This window comes from Enterococcus sp. AAFC-DPL-6103 (assembly GCF_058216595.1).
Genome location: NZ_CM177102.1, coordinates 2475001 through 2499489 on the forward strand (window position 1 = coordinate 2475001; position 24489 = coordinate 2499489).

A 24489-nucleotide genomic window follows, 5' to 3' on the forward strand; every position below is an offset into this window, starting at 1 on the left:
CATGCAATCGTAACTCGCCGGTTCATTCTACAAAAGGCACGCCATCACCCATTAACGGGCTTTGACTTGTTGTAGGCACACGGTTTCAGGTTCTATTTCACTCCCCTTCCGGGGTGCTTTTCACCTTTCCCTCACGGTACTGGTTCACTATCGGTCACTAGGGAGTATTTAGCCTTGGGAGATGGTCCTCCCGGATTCCGACGGAATTCCTCGTGTTCCGCCGTACTCAGGATCCTCCTAGGTGCTTTCCAAATTTCATCTACGGGGTTTTTACCCTCTTTGACTGACTTTTCCAAGTCATTCGATTATCTGAAAAAACTACCATATCGGAGTCCTACAACCCCAACAAGCAAGCTTGTTGGTTTGGGCTTTTCCCGTTTCGCTCGCCGCTACTCAGGGAATCGAATTTTCTTTCTCTTCCTGCAGGTACTTAGATGTTTCAGTTCTCTGCGTCTACCTCAAATATGCTATGTATTCACATATTTGTAACATCCTATAAAAGATGCTGGGTTCCCCCATTCGGAAATCTCTGGATCATAGCTTACGTACAGCTCCCCAAAGCATATCGGTGTTAGTCCCGTCCTTCATCGGCTCCTAGTGCCAAGGCATCCACCGTGCGCCCTTATTCACTTAACCTTATCAACCTTACGGTTGGGTTTTGACTTCATTTCTAGCGATAGAAACGTGTCAAGAAAAATAAGCAATTGAACTTATTAAAAAACTCATTCAACGCGGTGTTCTCGGTTTGTTTTGATCTTACTTCAAATATCCAGTTTTCAATGAACAAAATGTTTTGAGAGTAAACCTCTCAAAACTGAACAAAGTAATAATGACAAACCTGTGTAGTCTCCGTAATATTCCTTAGAAAGGAGGTGATCCAGCCGCACCTTCCGATACGGCTACCTTGTTACGACTTCACCCCAATCATCTATCCCACCTTAGGCGGCTGGCTCCAAAAGGTTACCTCACCGACTTCGGGTGTTACAAACTTTCGTGGTGTGACGGGCGGTGTGTACAAGGCCCGGGAACGTATTCACCGCGGCGTGCTGATCCGCGATTACTAGCGATTCCGGCTTCATGTAGGCGAGTTGCAGCCTACAATCCGAACTGAGAGAAGCTTTAAGAGATTAGCTTAGCCTCGCGACTTCGCGACTCGTTGTACTTCCCATTGTAGCACGTGTGTAGCCCAGGTCATAAGGGGCATGATGATTTGACGTCATCCCCACCTTCCTCCGGTTTGTCACCGGCAGTCTTGCTAGAGTGCCCAACTTAATGATGGCAACTAACAATAAGGGTTGCGCTCGTTGCGGGACTTAACCCAACATCTCACGACACGAGCTGACGACAACCATGCACCACCTGTCACTTTGCCCCCGAAGGGGAAGCTCTATCTCTAGAGTGGTCAAAGGATGTCAAGACCTGGTAAGGTTCTTCGCGTTGCTTCGAATTAAACCACATGCTCCACCGCTTGTGCGGGCCCCCGTCAATTCCTTTGAGTTTCAACCTTGCGGTCGTACTCCCCAGGCGGAGTGCTTAATGCGTTAGCTGCAGCACTGAAGGGCGGAAACCCTCCAACACTTAGCACTCATCGTTTACGGCGTGGACTACCAGGGTATCTAATCCTGTTTGCTCCCCACGCTTTCGAGCCTCAGCGTCAGTTACAGACCAGAGAGTCGCCTTCGCCACTGGTGTTCCTCCATATATCTACGCATTTCACCGCTACACATGGAATTCCACTCTCCTCTTCTGCACTCAAGTCTCCCAGTTTCCAATGACCCTCCCCGGTTGAGCCGGGGGCTTTCACATCAGACTTAAGAAACCGCCTGCGCTCGCTTTACGCCCAATAAATCCGGACAACGCTTGCCACCTACGTATTACCGCGGCTGCTGGCACGTAGTTAGCCGTGGCTTTCTGGTTAGATACCGTCAAGGGATGAACAGTTACTCTCATCCTTGTTCTTCTCTAACAACAGAGTTTTACGATCCGAAAACCTTCTTCACTCACGCGGCGTTGCTCGGTCAGACTTTCGTCCATTGCCGAAGATTCCCTACTGCTGCCTCCCGTAGGAGTTTGGGCCGTGTCTCAGTCCCAATGTGGCCGATCACCCTCTCAGGTCGGCTATGCATCGTGGCCTTGGTGAGCCGTTACCTCACCAACTAGCTAATGCACCGCGGGTCCATCCATCAGCGACACCCGAAAGCGCCTTTCAAATCAAAACCATGCGGTTTCGATTGTTATACGGTATTAGCACCTGTTTCCAAGTGTTATCCCCTTCTGATGGGCAGGTTACCCACGTGTTACTCACCCGTTCGCCACTCCTTTTCTTTCGGTGGAGCAAGCTCCGGTGAAAGAAAAAGCGTACGACTTGCATGTATTAGGCACGCCGCCAGCGTTCGTCCTGAGCCAGGATCAAACTCTCATAATAAAAGTTAGAACAATCTTTCGATTGTTAAGCTCAATTTGTTTGCTAGCATATTGCTTGCTGTTTAAAAATGTTTGTTGTCTTGAATTGAATCAAGACGCCCTACACATTTGGTTTGTCTTACTTTGTTCAGTTTTCAAAGGTCTACTTGAATTGCCGTAGCAACTTTTATATCATATCAGAGTGATGTTTGAATGTCAACTCTTTTTTGAAAAAGTTTTTTCGATTTCGTTTAAGAAATCTTTCAGCAACTCATTTATCATATCGCATCGTCTGTTATTTGTCAAGAACTTTTTTGAAGTTTTTCTTGATGAAATCAAGCTTCACAAGAGGTTCTTTTTAAACGACTTAGTTATCTTATCATGTGATAACTCACACGTCAATAACTTTTTGAAATTTATTTTCTGAAAAAACTTTCATCTTTCAGTGGTTGTCCGTCTTACGAACAAATAATAATATACCAACTAAAACAAGTCGGGTCAATGAATTTTTTTGTTTTTTTCCGTTTTTTTTATTTGTCCGATCATTACTATTTATAATGTATTTTTTGTTCGCTTTTCAACCAAATATCAATGATATCAATTTAAATAAAGAGATAATTTTCGTTAAAACTATTTTTAAATTCTTGAACGACAAAAAAGACAGCTATCTGGATAATCAGACAGCCATCTTCTATTATTTATTTTACTATTTGGCTTAGCGCATTGTCGGGAACAACAAAACATCGCGGATTGATTGTGCATCTGTAAGCAACATTACCAAGCGATCAATTCCAATTCCTAATCCACCAGTTGGTGGCATTCCGTATTCTAAAGCTTCCAAGAAATCTTCATCTACACCATGCGCTTCATCATTACCTAGTTCACGCTCTTTTTCTTGCGCTTCAAAGCGTTCTCTTTGATCAATTGGATCATTCAATTCAGTAAAGGCATTTGCAAATTCTCTACCAATGATAAACAATTCAAAGCGATCAGTAAAACGTGGATCTTCAGGATTTTTCTTCGCTAATGGTGAGACTTCGACTGGATGTCCATAAATAAAAGTTGGTTGTGTCAAGGTTTCTTCAACAAATTCTTCAAAGAATTCATTGATTACGTGTCCCACACCCATTGCATCTGTTACTTCCACGTTATGTTCTTTAGCAATTGCAAGAGCTTCATCTAATGTCATTTCTTTCCAGAAATCAACCCCAGTTTGTTCTTTAATTGCGTCTACCATATGAACACGTTTGAAGTCACTTTCAAGGTCAACTGCTTGACCATCATAAGTAATACGCGCTGTTCCTAAAACTTTTTCAGCAGCATTACGAATAATCCCCTCAGTTAGATTCATGACATCGCGATAATCTGTATAAGCAGTATAAGCTTCTAGCATTGTGAACTCAGGGTTATGTGTTGTATCGATTCCTTCATTACGGAAAACTCGACCAATTTCATAAACTTTTTCCATTCCACCAACAATTAGACGTTTCAAGTGTAACTCTAGTGCAATACGTAAATATAAATCAATATCTAGAGCATTGTGATGTGTAGTAAATGGACGGGCTGCCGCTCCACCAGCTTCATTGTGTAAAACAGGTGTTTCTACTTCAATGTAGCCATTTCCATCTAGATAACGGCGAATTTCACTAATGATTTGACTGCGTTTCATAAAACGATCAAAGCTTTCACGATTACTAATCAAATCTAAGTAGCGCTGACGGTAACGTTGCTCAATGTTTGTCAATCCGTGATATTTATCAGGTAATGGACGTAATGCTTTTGAAAGAATTGTAAATTCTGTTGCTTTGATCGTTACTTCACCTGTATCAGTCTTCATAATTTGACCTGTAACTCCGAAGAAGTCCCCTAAGTCAGCATGTTTAAAAATCTCATAAGCATCATCACCCACTTGATCTTTACGCACGTAAATTTGGATTTGGCCTTCACGATCTTGAAGATGCGCGAAGCCCGCTTTCCCTTTTCCACGGCGAGTCATCATTCGTCCTGCTACGCTAGCAGTCAAACTCATCTCAGCTAATTCTTCTTTTGTTCTTGAATCAAATAATTCATGTAACTCTTCTGAGTTATGTGTACGTTCAAATCGATTCCCGAACGGATCGATTCCAGTTTCTCTTAGTTCTTCCATCTTTTGGCGGCGAACAAGCATTTGATCATTTAAATCTTCTACTTGATGTTGTTGTTCCTCAGTCACAAAAGTTCCTCCATTCTCCTAGTAGTTCTCAGTTCTAATAATGCCAATGAAACACAAAAAAAGCAAGCCGAACTTAAATTTTCGGCTTGAAATTCACAAAAATCTTAGAAATCAGTTTAATGTTTTACAGCAACCTTTTCTGTTTTTTCTAAAAAAGCGTCAAGCAAATCATTGATCTCTCGTTGGTTTTCAGAATGATTGATTGCTACTTTTACTTTAGCTGCGCGAGGAATTCCTTTTAAATAGTAGGAAGCATGTGTTCGGAATTCACGACATGCTATTTGTTCACCTTTTAAATCAGCCAAACGTCGCAGATGAAGTTTCGCTGTTGCGATTTTCTCAGCAGGTGTTGGCTCAGGAATCAGCTCACCTGTTTCCAAATAATGTTGCGTACGATGAATCATCCAAGGATTGCCTAAAGCTGCACGCCCAATCATCACACCATCTGCTCCGACATACTCCAACATACGTTTCGCATCTTCAGGCGTTTTTACGTCCCCGTTTCCCATAAAAGGAATCGTCAAATGTTGTTTGACTTCTTTCAAGACTTCCCAATCAGCTTGTCCTTCATACATTTGCACTCTAGTACGACCATGCATAGCAATCGCACCTGCACCAGCTGACTCTGCAGCTAAGGCATTTTGAACGGCAAAAACGTGTTGATTATCCCAACCAATTCGCATCTTAACTGTGACAGGTATGTCTACAGCAGCAGAAACAGCATGAACCATTTCATAAACCTTATCTGGATCAAGTAACCACTTAGCTCCCGCTTCTGCCTTGATCACTTTGTTTACTGGACATCCCATATTGATATCAATAATATCTGCCGTTGTATTTTCTTGAACAAATTGTGCCGCTTCAACTAAGCTGTCTTTATTGCCGCCAAAAATTTGGACGCTTAGTGGATGCTCTGCCTCTTCAATATGAAGCATCTCTAGCGTTTTTTTGTTCCGAAAATGGATGCCTTGATCACTAATCATCTCACAAACGACTAGTCCTGCACCAAATTCTTTAACCGTTACTCGAAAAGCAGAGTTACTAATTCCAGCCATTGGTGCAACAACTACACGATTTGGAATTTCAACATTCCCAATTCTCCATTGATGTTCCAACTAAATTCCTCCTACTGCTTCTGCCTTCAGATCTAATAGTTCTTGTTCAGAATACTCATATTTATTATTACAAAATGAACAAACAGCTTCTGCTCCATGATCTTCATCGATCATCGCCTGAATTTCTTCTGTACCTAGTGCAATGATTGCCTCTGCAAATTTTTCTTTTGAACAATCACAAGCAAATTGAACAGGCATTTTTTCTAAAATATTTAATTCTTCTGTTCCCAGTAACCCTTTTAAAATTTCTTCAGGTGTGTGCCCTTCATCAAGCAATGTTGAGATTCTCGGTGTTGTTTTCAGTTGTTCTTCGATTTTAGAAATCATTTCTTCATCCGCACCAGGCATGATTTGAATCATAAATCCACCAGCAGTTTTAATACTGTCATCTGTATTCACTAAGACGCTTAGACCAACCGCTGATGGAATTTGCTCAGAAATAGCTAAATAGTAAGTAAAGTCTTCTGCGATTTCACCCGAGACGATGGGAGTTTGCCCAGAGAAAGGTTCTTTTAATCCCAAATCCTTAGTTACTGTGAACATCCCTTGTGTTCCCACTGCACCACGGACATCAATTTTCCCCTCGGGGTTCAACGGTAAGCTTAAATGCGGGTTTTTAATATATCCTTTTACATCACCTTTCCCATTTGCATCAACAACAATTCCAACAGCTGGGCCGTCTCCTTGAATACGAACCGTTAATTTATCTTCACCTTTTAGTGTCGCTCCTAATAATAAACTACCAACTAGTGTGCGACCTAACGCTGCCGACGATGTATGCCATGTATCGTGGCGACGCTGTGCTTCTGCGACTGTATTTGTTGCTTGTACTGCATAAGCACGAACAAAACCATCATGTGCTAGTGCTTTAACTAAATAATCTTCCATTATTGTATGTACCCCTTTTTTGGTTTTTCAGCTCCTAGTGAATCATACTAGCAACTTTCATTTTTTTCAACTTTTGAAATCAGAGCTTAATAATAAATCAAATTAAACAAAAGAGAAAACAATTTTTTACATATAAGTTTTTGCTTCAATTTGCTTCAAGCTGCTCAATAGAAAACTAAATTGAATGGATTCAAAGAAAAAAAGCTGGGACATTGATTTGTCCCAGCTTCAAAACATTTTACTATTTATAACGATCTTCAAAGTTGTTTTTGTCGTAATCAGACTTTTTGTCTTTTTCTTCTTTTGCAACTTCCGAACCAGTTTCTTCACTAGCCAATTTTACTTCTTCGGCTTCATCTTTTAGTTCTTGTTTTGTTTCTTCAAAATCTTGTTTTTCTTCTGCTTGTTTTTCCGCATCTTTCTCTTCTAAAGCACGTTTTGCTTCTTCAAATGTTTGTGCTTCTTTTTCACTTGGATAATCAGCAGATTCTGTTCCTTCTGGCATCACACCATGTTCGAACAATGATTTAATTGCTTTTGCATCCAGTGTTTCAAATTCAAGAAGTTTTTCTGCGATCAATTTATGTTGTTCACGGTGTGCTTCGATAATTTCATGTGCTTTTTGATGAGCATCCATCAAAATCTTGCGAACTTCTTGATCGATTTCAAATGCAACTTGTTCAGAGTAAGCTTTTGTTTGACCATAATCACGGCCAACAAATACTTGATGGTTTCCTTCGTATTGAACTGGTCCAAGTCGATCACTCATTCCATATTCAGTAACCATGCTTCTAGCTAATGAAGTCGCTTGTTCAAAGTCATTTGAAGCACCTGTTGATTGAACGCCAAAAATAATTTCTTCAGCTGTACGACCACCAAGTAATCCAACGATTTGTTCAAACATATCTTCTTTGGTCATCAAGAATTGATCTTCTTTTGGTAAAGCGATCATGTACCCGCCAGCACGACCACGAGGAATGATTGTTACTTTATGAACGATACGTGCGCGACTTAAGACTAAACCAACGATTGTATGTCCAGCTTCATGGTAAGCAACCATTTCGCGTTCTTTTTTGTTGATTACGCGATCTTTCTTAGCAGGACCAGCGATAACACGATCTTCTGCTTCATCAATATCAGATGCGTCAATTTTCTTTTTATTACGACGAGCAGCTACTAAAGCAGCCTCGTTTAAAACATTTTCTAAATCCGCACCAGCAAATCCTGGTGTTTGTTGTGCAACAACTTTTAAATCAACGTCGTCAGCTAAAGGTTTATTTTTAGCATGAACACGTAAAATGGCTTCGCGACCTTTGACATCTGGACGACCGACCAAAATTTGACGGTCAAAACGACCTGGGCGTAACAACGCTGGATCTAAGACATCTGAACGGTTCGTTGCAGCAATCACAATTACACCTTCATTTCCATCAAATCCATCCATCTCCACCAATAATTGGTTCAATGTTTGTTCACGTTCATCGTGTCCGCCACCCATACCAGCTCCACGTTGACGACCAACAGCATCAATTTCATCAATGAAAATGATTGCTGGTGCATTTTTCTTCGCTGTTTCAAACAAATCACGTACACGACTTGCTCCAACACCGACGAACATTTCAACGAAATCAGAACCAGAAATTGAGTAGAAAGGTACACCAGCTTCACCGGCAACAGCTTTCGCTAATAACGTTTTACCTGTTCCTGGAGGTCCTTCTAAAAGAACACCAGCTGGAATTCTTGCACCTAATTCAACAAATCGACGAGGATCTTTCAAAAACTCAACGACTTCAACAAGTTCTTGTTTTTCTTCTTCCGCACCAGCAACATCAGAAAAACGAACACGGTTCGCTTTTTTGTCGGCTTCTTTGGCTTTTGATTTACCGAAGTTCATCACTCGGCCACCGCCGCCACCGCCACCGCCTTGTTGACCCATCATCATATAGAAGAAGAAAATGATGATTACAATTGGCAAGAAGCTTAATAGTAGAGATACCCAAATACCACTACTTGACTCTTCTTTAATTGTTGTTCCTACATCATGTTGTTTTGCCAAATCTGTTACCTGACTTAACGTCGTGTCATTTGGCAAAATGATTGTTGTGAAGTGTGTTGTTGATACATCAGTTGAGCCTAGGATTGCTAAACCGCCACTGTTGCTGACTGTTTGTTTCTCCTTGTATTCACCAGTGATTTTATACACACCATTTGCAGGTTGAACACTAAATTCTTTGATTTTCCCTGACTCTAATTGTTCAGTGAATTTTGAGTACTCGATGTCTGACGACTGCTGGCCATTGTTACCAAAGATAAAATAGACCACCATGACCATCGCCAAAATCACGAGGACATAATATAAGGCATTTTTCATCATGCCGTTATTCTTTTTGTTCATAGTTACCCTCCTTAAACACTAATTTGATTTAGAAATTTTTATCAATCCTGACCATTTCATTGTAACATAACTCATTTCAGAAAAGGCACTAATTTGACTGATAAACACTAGGTTTTAAGACCCCAACATAAGGAAGGTTTCGATAAGCTTCTGCATAGTCCAAACCGTAGCCTACAACAAATTCATTAGGCACATTAAACCCAACATAATCAGCTTCAATGTTCACAACGCGTCCTTCTGGTTTATCTAATAAAGTAACGATTTTCACGGAATTGGCTTTACGATATTTAAAAAGATCAACTAAGTACGCAAGTGTTCGACCACTGTCGATGATATCTTCAACAATCAGCAAGTCGCGACCTTCTACATTTGTATCTAAGTCTTTTACGATTTTTACTTCACCGGAAGACACAGTAGCATTTCCGTAACTTGAAACATCCATGAAATCTAGCTCTAAATAAGTGTCAATTGAGCGCACGATGTCCGCCATAAAAGGAACGGCTCCTTTTAATACGCCGACTACTAGTGGATTTTTATCACGATAAGTTTCAGTTAATTCTTTGCCCAGTTCTTCACAACGAGCTTGTATTTCTTCTTTTGAAATCAAAACTTTCTCAATATCCTTTTCTAACATTGGGTTCTCCTTCCAGTTGCTTCTTTTGATATTTGTAAAGAAGTATGTAGTGTATTTTATCAGTTTCTTTGGCAATACTCAAATAAGAAAAGACAAAAGGAGCAACACTATACACGTTTCTTTGTTCATCTGTAATCAAGTACGCTTGTTTCCTTTGTACATCAGGGATTTTTTTGTCGATAAAGTAACGAGAAATTTTTTTCGTAAGCGTTTCAGTCAAACGAATCCGATCACCAGGTTGTCGTTGATCTACCTGAAGTTCTGTTCCCTTTTCGAGCCACAAATCGTGTCTAAATTCTGACCAATCAGCAAGATTTTCTGGTACAGCTATTTTGTCACTCGAAAACAAGCCAATCCATTGTGAATCACTTAAATAAATCGGTTGGTTTGGAAGCAGATCTCTTGGTGTGAAACTTTGCACTGGTCGTGACTGTTCAATTCTTACATTCATATATTCTTTTTTGAACACCCAACCTTTACCTAGATCAACCTGCCATTGGCTTTTTTCACTTTGCCACTGATTGACTAGAAATAAAATTTGTTGCTCTTTTACTGCGACAGTCGTTTCGTTGAACAACCGTTCGAAAAGTGTGTGGAGAAAAAAGTAACGTTCACTTTCAGCCATTGCCGAAATGTTTGTCGCGGAAATTGCCCAGCCATTGGCTAATGGTTGAAGAAGTTCAGTTACCTTTTTACTCATCTGTTTTCGGATCAATTCATCTGCCCATTGAATCTGATTTGAAAATCGTTGGAAATGACGTAAAGCTTGTGTATTTTCTTCTTTTAATTGTGGAACAACTAAATGACGCAGTCGATTTCTTTGTATATCTAATTCCTGATTTGTTGCGTCTTCAAAATAAATCAGCTGTTGTTCGTTCGCATATTCATATAATTGTTCCTTGCTATAACTTAGTAATGGACGAATCAAATTTCCTGTTGCGAACGGTTGAATTTCTTTGATTCCAGCAAAACTATTCAATTGTCCCCCTCTTAAAATTTTCATCAAAATCGTTTCAATTTGGTCATCTCCATGATGGGCGGTCATCAACGTGTCATACCCTTTCTCGTACATGATACGAGAGAAGGTTTGGTAACGAAATTGCCGTGCAGCTGTCTCAACACCAGTTTCAGCAGGTAGCTCCCACGTAACGGAATAAAAAGGAAGATTCTTTTCTTTCGTATACTTTTGTAAATACTGTTCTTCCTCAACAGATTCTACCCGTAATTGATGATTGACATGAACAACGCCCAAAGTAAAGGAATCTTTTTGTTGTGCAGCTAACAATAAATCCAACAAAACCATTGAATCTACTCCGCCAGAAACAGCAACTAAAATTTTGGTTTTTTCTGACCAGAAATGTTTTTGTTGTCCTAATTGGCTAAACCATTCTTTCAAGACAATCTTCCTCCTTTCAAAAAAGAAAAGCCGAGACAAAACGAAGCCAATGTTTTGTCCCAGCTATATTTTTATTTGGTACGAATAATGATGTGTTCAATAAATGTTCACCTTAGCTAGTAAGAAAAACGTTAGGGTGATTATTCATCTTTATTAGCTACGACGTCCGCCGCGACCACCACGTTTTCCTTCAGTGTTACGTTTTAGTGAAGTTAGTCGATCATCACTATCTTTCAAAAATGAACTCATCAATGAATCGAAGTCTTCTTTCGTATTTGAAGGTTGACTGCGAGAAAAAGATTTTTTTTGTGTTGAGCGCGTACGATTTTCCCGAGGTTCCTTATTTTGATGTTGAAATTTCTTTGCATTATGATTTGTTTCTTTACCAGCACTTTCTGGTTGTTCTTGTGCTTTACGAATGGATAATCCAATTTTTCCGTCATCACCAACAGATGTAACTTTCACTGTCACCTCATCGCCAACACTTAATACATCATGAATATCTTTTACAAAACCGTTTGATACTTCACTGATATGGACTAAACCTGTTTTACCAGAACCTAAATCAATAAATGCACCAAAATTTGTAATACCTGATACTTTTCCTTGCAGTTTTGCTCCTACCTCGATTGACATAAAAAAAATGTTCCTCCTATTTATTACCCAATTTATATTCCTGCTTATTTTGCAGTTGTAGAACTCGTTGATTGGTTTGTTCCTTCTGTTGAACTGCTTGTATTAGATTCCAATACTGGATAAACTTGCTCGCCTTCTTTGGAATAAAAGAATTTGCTTCTGGCAAGTTTTGCCACATAGTCGTCATCCTTCAGCAGCGAGACATCTGCTTTTAATTGCGTGACGTCTGCTTTGACTTCTTTCATTTCCGTGGTAGCTTCGACCTTTAACTCGGCTAGTTTATCTAGACGTTGCATATCCCGGAAAATTTGCACACCAATGATTGAAAAAATGAACAAAGCGCCTAATAAGATGACCGCTAACCGACGTCTACGAAAAACGAGCTGTCGTTGTTGCTTTTGAAATTCAGCATATTTTTTCTTTGTGTAATCTGTATCTAACGCAGCAATTTTATTGCCTTTTTTTGCCACTTGCTTTCGCTCCAATCTGTTTTGGCTTGTCTTTTCTATTATACCAATATCAATAAAGCTTGTCTAATCTATTAATTTGTGTTTTCTGTTCTTGTTTCTGAAATAATTTCATACATTTTTTGTGCATCTTCTTTTTTTGTTGATTCGTGAAGTTCATTGACTTTGACTTCCATTGTTTTGTTTCCAAACTGGATTTTTAATATATCGCCAACTTTGACATCACTCGAAGATTTTGCTAACTTACCATTCACCTGAATTCTACCTTTATCAGCCACTTCTTTTGCTACGGAACGTCGCTTGATAATACGAGAAATTTTCATAAATTTATCTAATCGCATAATATATCCTCACTTTTTCTTGAATTTTTGATTGAATCGTAGAATTTTTTTACCAAAAGGCAACAACAACCATTCCCGAATCGTAAAAACTTTCAACGAGATGACCGCAAAGACAAATGTTAATCCGCCAATCACGACACCAATAAGGCTGATGAATAATGCACCTGAACGATGTGTGACTGGTCCGACAATTACTTGGATCACTCCATAATAAGTGAATAGCACAAAGATCATCCAAGCTAAACTCTGTAATAATTTTTTTCCAAAAGCCCGTTCTTTCCAAAAAGCATTTACTTCAGTTGTTTCTATATGAATAAAATACCAAAGAGTCACGACTAGACCAAGCAAGGTTGATAAACTTGCTCCAACCGTCCCAAACCATTGAGTAAATACTGCCGTTGTTAATAATTTGACTAATAGTCCCCAGCCCGCACCTTTCAACGATGGACGAAAAGAGTTTTTGCTTTGCGCAATGCTTTGATAAGCTTGAATCACAGCTGTTAAAACAATCGCAAACACAAACAACACTAAAGTAGCATTCCCAGCGTAATCTTTAAACAACGCATAGTTGATATAAGGAAGCAGCATTGCTAGACCAGCGGAAGCCGCCAAAGCTAATGCCGTCGTTAATCGCAAATACATCTTAGCAGTCTTCACGAATTGTCCATAGACGGAGCCTGCTAAATACCTAGTCAATGTCGGTAAAAAAGTAGCACTTAATGCCGTTGCAATGACCAGTCCTAATTGTACTAATGGCTGTCCACGATCGTAAACCCCTTTAGCTATTTTAGACGCATGCTCACTTAAGCCATAGATTTGTAACGCATTCTTTACAAAAAATGAATCAATTAATTGAAATAAAATCAATAACCCACTGTAAATCGAAACTAAACCACCCTCAACCAAGAAACGACGTATCAACCATTTACTTGGTTGTGAGAAGATGGGAAAACTTCGGAAACTCATTGCTCCTCCATGAATTTTTTGTTCATAATAATAAAGAACAAGGTATGCACATAGCCCACCTGCCACAGCGCCACTCATTGCTGCTGTGCCAGTTTCATAAACATTCCAACTATACTGTTTAAATGCGAATGCGCTAAACACGATAATCGACACGCGAACGATTTGTTCCACCACTTGTGATATAGCAGTTGGTTCCATCAAAAAATGTCCTTGGAAATTCCCTCGATAAAAAGATAACCCTGGCATCAATAGAAATGTGAAAGAAACGACTTCAATCAAAGGTTTCAGTTGATAATCACCCATCATTTGTGCTAAAACACCACTAAATAACCAGACACCTAGCCATAAACAAACACCTGTCCAAAAGACCAAAGGGTATAATTCTTTTAACGCCTCTCGTTGTTTCAATGGCTCCTTTTTTTCTGCGACATATTTTGAAATGAATTGGGGTAACCCTGATAAAGCCAAGGTCATCGCGATTCCATAAATCGGATATACTTGTTGATAAACGTAAAATCCTTCATCACCAACCAAATTTTGAAGAGGAATTCGATAAAGCGCGCTTAAAACTTTAGCAATAAAAGAAGCTACGGTCAAAATCACCGCTCCTTGCATCACTTGACGCATTTCTTTGTGGTCCAAGGGAATCGCTCCTTCCTATACCGACAAATATTTTTGTTGTCGTAATGCTTTAACAAATTGTTGGATTTCTAATAACCAAACAGCTTCGTTCATTGTTTTTGGGATGGTTAAACGGATAACCATCTTTTCCTTTTCCACACCTAATCCTGCTTTCAACGTTGTTTCACTTAATGCTTCAAACAATTGTTCAACAGAATAACGCTTTGTGCCTACCTTACTTAACGTGAAGACCACTGTATCTTGTTGCTTACGCATCGTTTCTAGCAGTGCACGATCTCCGTCCATTTTTAATTGTCCGACTGTTAATAAATGGGCAACTTCTTCAGGATATTCACCGAAACGATCCAATAGATCATCTTCAAGCTCGTCCAACATTTCTTGTGATTCAAGTTCCCGGATTCGTTTATAGATTTCAATTTTTTGGCGTTGATCTGAAACGTAAGTATCTGGTAAATAAGCGTCCACACCAAGGTCGATTTCCACCGTTGTTTTTTCAACTTGATTATTTTTCCCTTGTTTACGAGCAACAGCTTCACTTAACATTTGTGAATACATATCGAAACCAACTGCATCAATAAAGCCATGTTGTTGTGCACCTAATAGGTTTCCAGCACCACGAATCGATAAATCACGCATGGCAATTTTAAAACCTGATCCTAGTTCTGTAAAATCTTTGATTGCTTGCAATCTTTTTTCACTCACTTCATTGAGAATCTTTTGTGGTTCATACATAAAGTAAGCATAAGCTACTCGATTGCTTCGCCCTACTCGACCTCGTAGCTGATAAAGAGTTGATAATCCCATATAATCAGCATTTTCAACAAATAAAGTATTCGCATTGGGAATATCTACACCTGTTTCAATAATTGTGGTCGTTACTAACACATCGTATTGTCCTTCAATAAAATCAAATAATGTATTTTCTAATTGAACTTCTGTCATTTGACCATGAGCATAGCCAATCCTCGCTTCTGGAACTAACTCTTGGATTTCTTCCACTTTTTGCTCAATCGTTTCCACTCGATTATAAAGATAAAAAACTTGCCCGCCTCGTCCCATTTCACGATGAATTGCTTCTCGTATTGCTCCAGGATTCTTCTCCATAACGTAAGTTTGAATGGGGTAACGATTTGCCGGTGGTGTTTCAATAACTGATAAGTCTCGTACGCCAAGCATCGACATATGCAGTGTTCTTGGTATTGGTGTCGCTGTCAACGTCAGTACATCTACTTGCGCCCGAAGCTGTTTCAATCGTTCTTTATGCTTCACGCCAAATCGTTGTTCTTCATCTATAATCAATAAGCCCAAGTCACTAAATTCAATATCTTTTGATAAAATACGATGCGTTCCGACAACAATATCTACTTGCCCTGTACGCAATTGTTCAATCGTTTCTTTCTGTTGCTTTTTCGTTCGAAAACGGCTCAACAAACCAATATTAATTGGAAAACCTTCAAAACGTTCCATCATCGTCTCGTAATGTTGTTGTGCAAGAATGGTCGTTGGAACTAAAAATGCCACTTGTTTACTTTCTTTCACTGCTTTAAAAGCAGCACGCAAAGCGACTTCTGTCTTACCATACCCTACATCGCCTACAAGCAAACGATCCATCGGTTTTTCTTTTTCCATATCACGTTTGATTTCTGAAGAACTACGCAATTGATCATCCGTTTCAGAATAAGGAAACGCTTCTTCAAATTCTTTTTGGTAACCATCGTCTGGGCCAAAAGCATAGCCGATCTCAGATTCTCTAGCTGCGTATAGTTTGATTAGATCATCCGCGATATCTTCAATTTTAGAAGAAACCTTACGTTTGGTTTTCGTCCACTCACTACCACCTAGCTTATTAATTCGTGGAGCTTTTGATTCAGACGCAACATATTTTTGAATCAAATTTAATTGAGTGACAGGAATAAATAATTTGTCATCATTTTGGTATAGAATCGTCATGTAATCTTGATGGACGCCATCAACTTCGAGCGTCTCCATCCCAATATACTTTCCAATCCCATGATTTGCATGAACAACATAGTCACCAGCTTTTAATTCATTATAACTTTTTAATCGTTCTGCATTCGTAACTGTTTGTCGGCGAGCTCGTTTTTTCGTTGTCTTTTGGAAAATTTCTTTTTCAGTAATAACCACGATTTTTTCTTGTGGTAATTCAAAACCATTTTGTAATGCACCTTCAACTAACTGTACTTGACCAACGATTAACTCATCACTTGCCGTTTCAATGGCTAAAATGTCATCGTCGCGCAATAATTCTTCTACTTTGCGAATTCGTTCTTTGGTTGGAATGTAGATTATAACTGTCTGTTTTTGCTTACGCCAACGATCGATTTCCGTTTTCAATAAAGGCATTTGCCCAAAAAATTGCTGCATCGTTCGATATTGGAACGAATGAATGGCATGAAACTTCAAATTGCCCATCCCTTTTTGGAACAAAGCAAAAAAAGTTGTCGAAAAATGTTCTTTTTGGATCAATTTATGAACATCTATAACAAAAACTTGTTCAGAAAAAACACGCAGTTCACTAATTTTTTGTGTCTGCCATTCGGCGGCTTCTCGTTCAATTTCTCGATTTGTTTCCATCATTCTCGGATAATCATCCACCATCAACAAACTATCAGATTGAAAATAATCTAAAATCGTGGTTGATGTTGGATAAAGCAGATCTGTGTAAAGTTTTGCCTCCTCCGTCGGTACTCCCGCTTGCCAATTTGACAAAATTTGTCCGAAATAGTCTTGTAAAAATACTTGATCGACCTTTTCAACAGTTGTAGCTAATCTTTTTTCAAGTAATTTTTCTAACTCTTTCATCCCATGTTCCAAATCAGTTTCTGTATAGACTTGCTCTGATGTTGGCGAAATCCAAATTTCTTCTGTTGGCCCAATAGAGCGTTGCGTTTCTGCTTCAAAGTAACGCATCGAATCAATTTCAACATCAAACAATTCAACTCGTACAGGATGTTCCATCGTTAAAGGATAAATATCAACAATGCTTCCACGAATACTAAATTCACCCGGTTTTGCAACCATTTCTTGTCGCTCATATCCCATTAGGACTAATTGACGTGGTAGGTTTTCTGCATTAATCTCATCGCCAACTTTCCAGTTGAGTTGTGCTTCAATCCAAGCCTTCTTACTTGGTAATTTCTTGTGTAACGCAGCTACTGGCAAAAGATAAATTCCTGTACGCTTTTCTTGTAATGCATTTAACGTTGCTACTCGTTCTGCTCTTGCTTCTGGTGAAGAAAAAGCCATCTCTGCAGACAAAACTTCATCCACTGGAAACAAATGAATGCTATTTGGGTCAACGATGTGTTGTAAATCTTCCGCTAATTGATTTGCGTAATATAGATTTGGTAACAAAACAATTATATTTTTGTCCGTTTTTTCGAAAACGTGAGCAATCAGCAATGTTTTAGCAGAACCTGCTAGCCCAGTAATCAATTGCCGTGGCGTATTTGCTTCTAATTGAGCCACCCATTCTTTTACTTGAGGTTCTTGGCCCACTAATTGAACAATATCCATTATGTTTCTCCTTCTTAGTTAAACTGATTCATTGTATCAATAAATGAATGCCCATCGAGAACAAAATTGATTGCTTGAACCGATCGATGAATACTTTCTTCTATTAAAGGTTGTGTTTCTTTGCTAAATGGGCTAAGCACATGTGAAACCACCGTTTTCTTACCTTCTGGTCGACCAATCCCAACTTTTACACGATCAAAAACATTCGTATCCAAGTGTGAAATAATACTTTTCATTCCATTGTGGCCGCCAGCACTTCCTTTTTGACGCAAACGAATCTTTCCGATTGCTAAATCCAAATCGTCATATACAACAATCAATTCCTCTGGGTAAATACCAAAGTAAGTCATTAACGGTCCAATTGAACGACCCGATTCATTCATAAACGTTTGTGGTTTTACAAGTAAAATCTTTTCTCCTTTGTAAAAAAATTCTGCGACTTCCGCCTCAAAACTATTTTTTTTAAATGTTGCTTGATGCTCTTTTGCAAGACGATCAACAACCATAAATCCAATGTTGTGTTTTGTTTGTTCATACTTCGTTCCTGGATTACCTAATCCTACGATCATTTTCATTTGTTTATTCACCTAATTCTAAAGAACACAAAATGCTGGACAGCTAACGAGCAGTCCAGTTAAAAGGTTCATTCTTCTTTTTTATTTTAAAAACAGTATAACACATAAACAGCTGTTTCGACTAAAACAGAATGTTTAATAAATGATAAAAATATTAAAAAATTCTTCAAAACTTAATGAAATCATTGGTTTCAAGAAATAGTGAAATAACGCACATGTAAGCTTTTACATATGATACAACCTTGTTATCTGTTATATTTCCTAGCCAAATAGCGTGACAGCAAGCCTGATCCATGATAGCATAGTCAAGGGAAAAACAAATCAATGGAAGGATTGATACACATATGACTGCAACTGCAGAAATTAAAGATCACAAAAAAGTTATTCTTGTTGGAGACGGTGCCGTAGGTTCTAGTTATGCTTTCGCTCTAGTTACTCAAAATATCGCTCAAGAAGTTGGAATTGTAGATATTAACACAGCTAAAACTGAAGGAGACGCATTAGACTTAACTGATGCTCTTGCTTGGACACAGCCTAAAAAAATCTACTCAGCTACTTATGCAGATGCACATGACGCTGACCTTGTAGTTATTACTGCTGGTGCTCCACAAAAACCAGGTGAAACTCGTTTAGACTTAGTAAACAAAAACTTAAAAATCAACCGCGACGTTGTTACACAAATCGTTGAATCAGGTTTCAATGGTATTTTCTTAGTTGCTGCTAACCCAGTTGATATCTTAACTTACTCAACTTGGAAATTCTCTGGATTCCCTAAAGAACGCGTTATTGGTTCAGGTACATCTCTTGATTCAGCTCGTTTCCGTCAAAAGATTGCTGAATTAGTTGATGTTGATGCTCGTAACGTTCATGCTTACATCCTTGGCGAACATGGTGACTCAGAATTCCCAGTTTGGTCACACGCAAACGTTGCTGGACTACAAATTTACGAATGGGTCAAAAATAATCCAGAAGTAGATGAAGAAGCATTAGTAAATATCTTCTTCGGCGTACGTGACGCAGCTTATACAATCATCGAGAAAAAAGGCGCTACTTTCTATGGTATCGCAGTTGCATTAGCTCGTATCACTCGTGCTATCCTTGATGATGAAAATGCTGTATTACCTTTATCAGTTTACATGGAAGATCAATATGGATTGAATGACATCTATATCGGTGCACCTGCTGTTATCAATGCTCAAGGTGTTCAAAAAGTTATCGAAATTCCTTTATCTGATGCAGAACAAGATCGTATGAACGCTTCAGCTAAACAATTAAAAGAAATTTTAGACGAAGCATTCTCAAAATTAGAAGACTAATTACTTTCTTTTTTGTAAAAATTAACTATCTAGTCGGGACAAATGATTGTCTCGGCTTTTTTAGTATTTTGAAACAATTATCAAAAAAGATTTTGTTTAATTTTTTTTATAATGAATATTTAAATTTCGTCTTTTCAAATAAATTGTGCTATGATGAACTCGATATGCACCCTATTCTATTATTCAAGGAGTTATCGTTCTATGACAAGATCTTCTCAACATAAAAAAAAGATACACATTGGCATTCTTTCTGCACTTGGTGTTTTGTTAATATTAGTCAGCTTCTATACCTTCCGCAGTACATATTACACGAGTCATTTCTTACCTCATACTGAGATCAACGAAATTGATGTAAGTAATATGACTGTTGATCAGGCAAACAATAAATTAAAAGAGACTTATTCTAATACAACTCTATCTATTGAAGAAAATGGTAAGGTTTGGCAAGAAATCGCCAAATCAGAATTAGGTTATCGTGATGATTTCTCAAATGATTTAAGTAAACTCTTATCCAAACAAAACGGCTGGACTTGGGGTATGACTTATGTTTCCGCAGCTGAAAAACAAGAAATTGATCCTGTTAGTCAGGACCATTCAAAACTAGACACTACAATTGATGAACTGACAACAAAGCTAAATGATTTAAATAGCAATCGAAAACAGACCCAAGATGCAAGCATCAAAAAAACAGACGACGGATTTGCTATTACACCTGAAGTCAATGGTGATTCAATCGATGTAGATGCAACAGTAAAAGAAATCAAAGAAGTTGCTGCTACAAATGAAAAGAAAATTGATTTGAATGATTTTAAACCAAAAGCTAAAGTTACTGCTGACGACAAAGAGCTAAACCAACAATTGACATCTATGAATAACATTGCTAAAGTCAAAGCAACTTATAGTATCAATGGAAAAACATTCCAAATTCCTACAAATGATTTAGCTAATTGGCTAATTTATTCCGACGGAAAAATCGATTTAGATACTGACAAAGTGACACAATATGTAACTGAGTTAGGTCAAGAATATAATACAAGTACAAATGATACTGTGTTTAACAGTACAAAACGTGGCGAAGTAAATGTTCCAACAGGAACGTACAGTTGGACTATTCAAACAGAAGACGAAGTCGCAGCTCTAAAGAAACAAATTTTAGCTGGGCAAGATTTTACTCGCTCACCGATTGTCCAAGGTAGTACAACTGCTGATCATGCTTTAATTGAAGATACTTACATTGAAGTTGATTTACAAAATCAACACATGTGGTACTACAAAGACGGCAAAGTCGCACTTGAAACAGATATCGTTTCTGGTAAGCCAACAACACAAACCCCAGCTGGTGTCTTTTATGTTTGGAACAAAGAAACCAATTCCGTTCTAAAAGGAACCAACGATGATGGCACACCATATGCCAGTCCAGTAGATTACTGGATGCCAATTGACTGGACAGGCGTCGGAATTCATGACTCTGACTGGCAACCTGAATACGGTGGTGAATTATGGAAAACCCGTGGATCACACGGTTGTATCAATACGCCCCCAAGTGTTATGAAAGAGTTGTTTGGAATGGTCGAAGTAGGTACACCTGTTTTGGTATTCTAATAGTCAAAAGGAGTCAAACGAACATAATTGTTCGTTTGACTCCTTTTTTTACATCTCAGCAGAAGTAAAGACTTCTGAAACGTCATCATCATCTTCCAATTTGTCGACTAGTTTATCTAGTTGTTCGCGCTGCTCCTCTGTTAGTGCAATCATCGTTTGTGGAATCATTGTCAACTCAGCCTGTACAAAATGAAAGCCATCTTTTTCTAATTGATCACGAACAGCTACAAAATCTTCTGGCGCTGTATAAATCTCAAAAACTTCAGCTGAAGTCTGCAAATCTTCTGCTCCAGCCTCCAAGACATCTTCAAACATTGTCTCCTCATCTACTGCTAGACCTTCACGTTGAATCACTAGGTAACCCTTTCGATCAAATAAATAATTAACAGACCCAGTTTCTCCCAATGATCCTCCATTACGTGTAAAAGCTACACGCACGTTGGTTGCTGTCCGATTTCGATTATCTGTCAACGCATGTACCAAGATAGCCACACCACCTGGACCATATCCTTCATAAGTAATTTCATCATAGTTTGCTTCATCCGCCGCAGTTGTTGCTTTTTTGATGGCACGTTCCACATTGTCATTTGGCATATTAGCAGCCTTTGCTTTATCTACCACTAAACGTAGTGCAGGATTCATCGCAGGATCAGGTCCACCTGATTTTGCTGCCATATAGATTTCTCGTGAAAGCTTTTGAAAAATTTTACCCCGTTTTGCATCTTGGGCATTTTTTCTTCCTTGAATATTGTGCCATTTGCTGTGTCCTGACATTCCTATTCCTCCTTTGTGTTCACACTACTCATTTTAGACCCTCTGGTAGAAAATGCAATCACACAAATCTACAATTTCTTTTTCCAAGCTTTCATCAAGATACATAAAAAGACAGCCGTCAATGCGCCCATTGAATCAAGCATCACATCTTGAAACATCGGTGACCTTCCACCAGTCACCATTTGATGAAACTCATCTAACCCTGCGTATCCTGTAGCTGATAACCAAGCTAAAATCCCAGTCAACCACCAAATCTTTAGTTTAGGAAATACACCCAAGAACAAGCTACCGCCTAAAATAAAATACGTGCCAAAATGAGCAGCTTTTCGCATAAAGAACTCTACAAATTTGAAATAACCTAAATGCTCGATACTTACTTCACTTCCACCATAATCAAAGCGAATCGTTGTCAATGCATCTTTAAACGGCTGCGAAGATAACCAGCTCTCTAAACGGGAAACTTGTGACTGCTCTACATACGTTTGCGACGAACTATAAAACAATATAGCTGCAATCAGCAAAGCAACGACCAAGTAAAAGTTTCCACTTTTCATTTGTTTTTGAATTGAATTCATAAGTCACCTCTTTAACCTATCTTAGCTTTTTTTTACGGAAACAACAATCTAAAAAAAGACTTCTTTTACTAGATAATGCTATACTAAACGTTGAACAAAAAATTGAAGGGAGATTTTTTATGAACTATTCATTAAACTGGGATCTTGACTCTATTTTTTCTGGAGGAAGTAATTCTTTAGCATTAAACGAACGCCTGACTGAGCTTGAATCACAAATGAATGACTACTATGAATTAGTCGGCGATTGGGAATTTTCATCAGAGAATTTTGAGCAACTACAAACTATTTTACAACTACAAGCAAAAATTTCTGATGGATTTACTCAATGTGATAGTTACATCACAGCCTTGTTATCTGCAAATGTAAACGATTCACAAGCAAAAATTTTATCTGGAAAACTTTATGCACTTCTTCCTCAACTACAATCAGCAGAAACAGTTCTTTCGACAAAATTTGCAAAAATAAATGAAGAACATTGGCAAACCTTACTCGCAAATTCAGATTTTCAACCACTTGCATTTCGTTTAGATGAAATTCGTCGTGATGGCACACAATTATTATCAGAATCTGAAGAAAATATTATCAATACTCTATCACTTGATGGACTAAATGCTTGGAGTAGCCATTACGATACCATCGTTGCCAGTATCACAATTCCTTTCACTCAAAATGGCGAAACAATCGAGCTTTCTGCTGGACAAGCATTCAATAAAATGATGAGCGATCCTGATTCCGAAATTAGAAAAACTTTATTCGTTGCTTGGGAAGCAGCATGGAAAGAAAAAGCACCACTATTTGCCGATACGCTAAATCATTTAGATGGTTTCCGCCTATCTACTTACAAACTTCACGGTATTACTGATTATCTGCAAAAGCCGCTAGAGTACAATCGTTTGAAAAAAGAAACTCTTGATGTTATGTGGTCAACAATTGAGAAAAACAAACAACCTTTAGTAGACTATTTGACAAGAAAAGCAAATCTTTTCGGTAAAGAAAAAATGGAATGGCAAGACCAAGATGCGCCAATTATTTTAGGTGATCTGGAAGAAAAAACTTTTACCTTTGATGAAGCTGCAGCATTTATCATCGAAAACTTCAAAAAATTCAGTCCTAAAATGGCTAACTTTGCTCAAGCAGCATTTGAAAAAAGTTGGATTGAAGCGGAAGATCGTCCTGGAAAACGCCCAGGTGGTTACTGTACCGAATTGCCTGAAACAAAAGAATCAAGAATCTTCATGACCTATAGTAACTCCGTAAACGAGGTTGCTACCTTAGCACATGAACTTGGTCATGCCTTCCACAGTAGTACGATGTGGGATCTTCCTTCGTTGAACCGCGAATATGCAATGAATGTCGCAGAAACTGCGAGCACTTTTGCAGAATTGATAGTAGCTGATGCCACTTTAAAAGCTGCAAAATCCAAAGAAGAACAAATCAACTTACTAGATACTAAGTTGCAAAATGCTTTAGCAATGTTCATGAACATTCATTCACGTTTTATTTTTGAAAATAATTTTTATGCAGCACGTCAAAAAGGATTAGTTGCCGCAGAAGAGATAACATCAATGATGGTTGATGCACAAAAAGAAGGCTATCAAAATTCATTAGCTAGTTATCATCCATATTTCTGGGCAGCAAAACTACATTTCTTTATTGATGATGTACCATTTTATAACTTTCCGTACACATTTGGTTATCTATTCAGTATGGGAATTTATGCTTATGCTAATCAAAAAAGCACAAACTTTGAACAAGAATATATTGATTTGCTAAGAGATACAGCATCCATGACGACTGAAGAATTAGCTGAAAAACACCTTGGTGTTGATTTAACAAAACCAGATTTCTGGCAAGCTGGAATTGACATGGTTTTAGATGATATTCAGCAATTTATGGAATTAACAGAAGAATTTGTATAATCATTTTTCTATCATAAAAAGCATGGGCGACTTTCAATCAAAGAGTCATCCATGCTTTTCCGTTAAGCAAAAACAAAAAAGCGTTAGGCCTTTGCC

Annotated in this window: 16 protein-coding genes, 2 rRNA genes and 1 pseudogene (1 of these 19 only partly in view); 3 read left to right on the forward strand and 16 right to left on the reverse strand. The window is 38.5% G+C overall.

What is annotated here, in order from left to right:
• From AC4BC3_RS11935 to pth, 14 genes and pseudogenes are all read right to left on the reverse strand, one after another.
• Positions 1–636 (reverse strand): 23S ribosomal RNA (locus AC4BC3_RS11935) (it extends 2278 nt beyond the left edge of the window).
• Positions 637–865: 229 nt separating this feature from the next.
• A 16S ribosomal RNA gene (locus tag AC4BC3_RS11940) occupies positions 866–2425 on the reverse strand.
• The 16S and 23S rRNA genes sit together here, the layout of an rRNA operon.
• A 693-nt stretch (positions 2426–3118) precedes the next feature.
• Positions 3119–4615, reverse strand: coding sequence for a lysine--tRNA ligase (gene lysS / locus AC4BC3_RS11945; RefSeq protein ID WP_490466609.1), 1497 nt, complete (start codon positions 4613–4615; stop codon positions 3119–3121).
• 116 nt (positions 4616–4731) lie between these two features.
• Positions 4732–5730 carry a tRNA dihydrouridine synthase DusB gene (dusB, locus tag AC4BC3_RS11950; RefSeq protein WP_206910853.1) on the reverse strand — a complete coding sequence of 333 codons (999 nt, stop codon included), beginning with the start codon at positions 5728–5730 and terminating at the stop codon, positions 4732–4734.
• Positions 5731–6618: an Hsp33 family molecular chaperone HslO gene (gene hslO / locus AC4BC3_RS11955; protein ID WP_206910850.1), complete on the reverse strand. Its 888-nt coding sequence runs from the start codon at positions 6616–6618 to the stop codon at positions 5731–5733.
• 241 nt (positions 6619–6859) lie between these two features.
• Entirely contained in the window at positions 6860–9013 is a 2154-nt protein-coding gene (gene ftsH, locus AC4BC3_RS11960; protein ID WP_490466610.1) for an ATP-dependent zinc metalloprotease FtsH, read from the reverse strand.
• Positions 9014–9101: 88 nt separating this feature from the next.
• Positions 9102–9647: a hypoxanthine phosphoribosyltransferase gene (gene hpt, locus AC4BC3_RS11965; RefSeq protein WP_206898982.1), complete on the reverse strand. Its 546-nt coding sequence runs from the start codon at positions 9645–9647 to the stop codon at positions 9102–9104.
• A pseudogene (gene tilS, locus AC4BC3_RS11970) lies at positions 9641–11049 on the reverse strand (tRNA lysidine(34) synthetase TilS). The gene hpt and the pseudogene tilS overlap by 7 nt, the downstream one beginning before the upstream one ends.
• Before the next feature lie 147 nt (positions 11050–11196).
• Positions 11197–11679 (reverse strand): S1 domain-containing RNA-binding protein, encoded by a 483-nt coding sequence (locus AC4BC3_RS11975; protein WP_206898984.1) that lies wholly within the window; start codon positions 11677–11679, stop codon positions 11197–11199.
• A 44-nt stretch (positions 11680–11723) separates the two neighbouring features.
• Positions 11724–12149: an FtsB family cell division protein gene (locus AC4BC3_RS11980; RefSeq protein ID WP_206910838.1), complete on the reverse strand. Its 426-nt coding sequence runs from the start codon at positions 12147–12149 to the stop codon at positions 11724–11726.
• 71 nt (positions 12150–12220) lie between these two features.
• A complete protein-coding gene (locus tag AC4BC3_RS11985) occupies positions 12221–12487 on the reverse strand; it encodes an RNA-binding S4 domain-containing protein (protein WP_206910836.1) in 267 nt (88 codons plus the stop codon).
• A gap of 9 nt (positions 12488–12496) precedes the next feature.
• The gene (locus tag AC4BC3_RS11990) at positions 12497–14095 is read right to left on the reverse strand and encodes a putative polysaccharide biosynthesis protein (protein WP_490466611.1); all 1599 of its coding nucleotides are present in this window, start codon (positions 14093–14095) and stop codon (positions 12497–12499) included.
• 15 nt (positions 14096–14110) lie between these two features.
• Positions 14111–17632, reverse strand: coding sequence for a transcription-repair coupling factor (mfd, locus tag AC4BC3_RS11995; protein ID WP_490466612.1), 3522 nt, complete (start codon positions 17630–17632; stop codon positions 14111–14113).
• A 14-nt stretch (positions 17633–17646) separates the two neighbouring features.
• Positions 17647–18207, reverse strand: coding sequence for an aminoacyl-tRNA hydrolase (pth, locus tag AC4BC3_RS12000; protein ID WP_490466613.1), 561 nt, complete (start codon positions 18205–18207; stop codon positions 17647–17649).
• Between the two features lie 344 nt (positions 18208–18551).
• Between pth and AC4BC3_RS12005 the strand changes: the two genes are divergently transcribed.
• Positions 18552–19523, forward strand: a complete 972-nt coding sequence (locus AC4BC3_RS12005) for an L-lactate dehydrogenase (protein WP_206898990.1) — start codon at positions 18552–18554, stop codon at positions 19521–19523.
• A 201-nt stretch (positions 19524–19724) separates the two neighbouring features.
• On the forward strand, positions 19725–21125 hold the full coding sequence (locus AC4BC3_RS12010; RefSeq protein ID WP_206910829.1) for a L,D-transpeptidase family protein: 1401 nt from the start codon (positions 19725–19727) through the stop codon (positions 21123–21125).
• A gap of 48 nt (positions 21126–21173) precedes the next feature.
• On the opposite strand, the gene AC4BC3_RS12015 is transcribed toward AC4BC3_RS12010, so the two are convergent.
• Together AC4BC3_RS12015 and AC4BC3_RS12020 are read right to left on the reverse strand one after the other, a co-directional pair.
• Positions 21174–21899, reverse strand: coding sequence for a YebC/PmpR family DNA-binding transcriptional regulator (locus tag AC4BC3_RS12015; protein ID WP_206910828.1), 726 nt, complete (start codon positions 21897–21899; stop codon positions 21174–21176).
• Positions 21900–21967: 68 nt separating this feature from the next.
• Positions 21968–22474 (reverse strand): VanZ family protein, encoded by a 507-nt coding sequence (locus AC4BC3_RS12020; protein WP_490466614.1) that lies wholly within the window; start codon positions 22472–22474, stop codon positions 21968–21970.
• A 119-nt stretch (positions 22475–22593) separates the two neighbouring features.
• Between AC4BC3_RS12020 and AC4BC3_RS12025 the strand changes: the two genes are divergently transcribed.
• Complete coding sequence (locus tag AC4BC3_RS12025; protein ID WP_490466615.1) at positions 22594–24393, forward strand: M3 family oligoendopeptidase; 1800 nt, start codon at positions 22594–22596, stop codon at positions 24391–24393.
• The last annotated feature ends 96 nt before the right edge of the window (positions 24394–24489 follow it).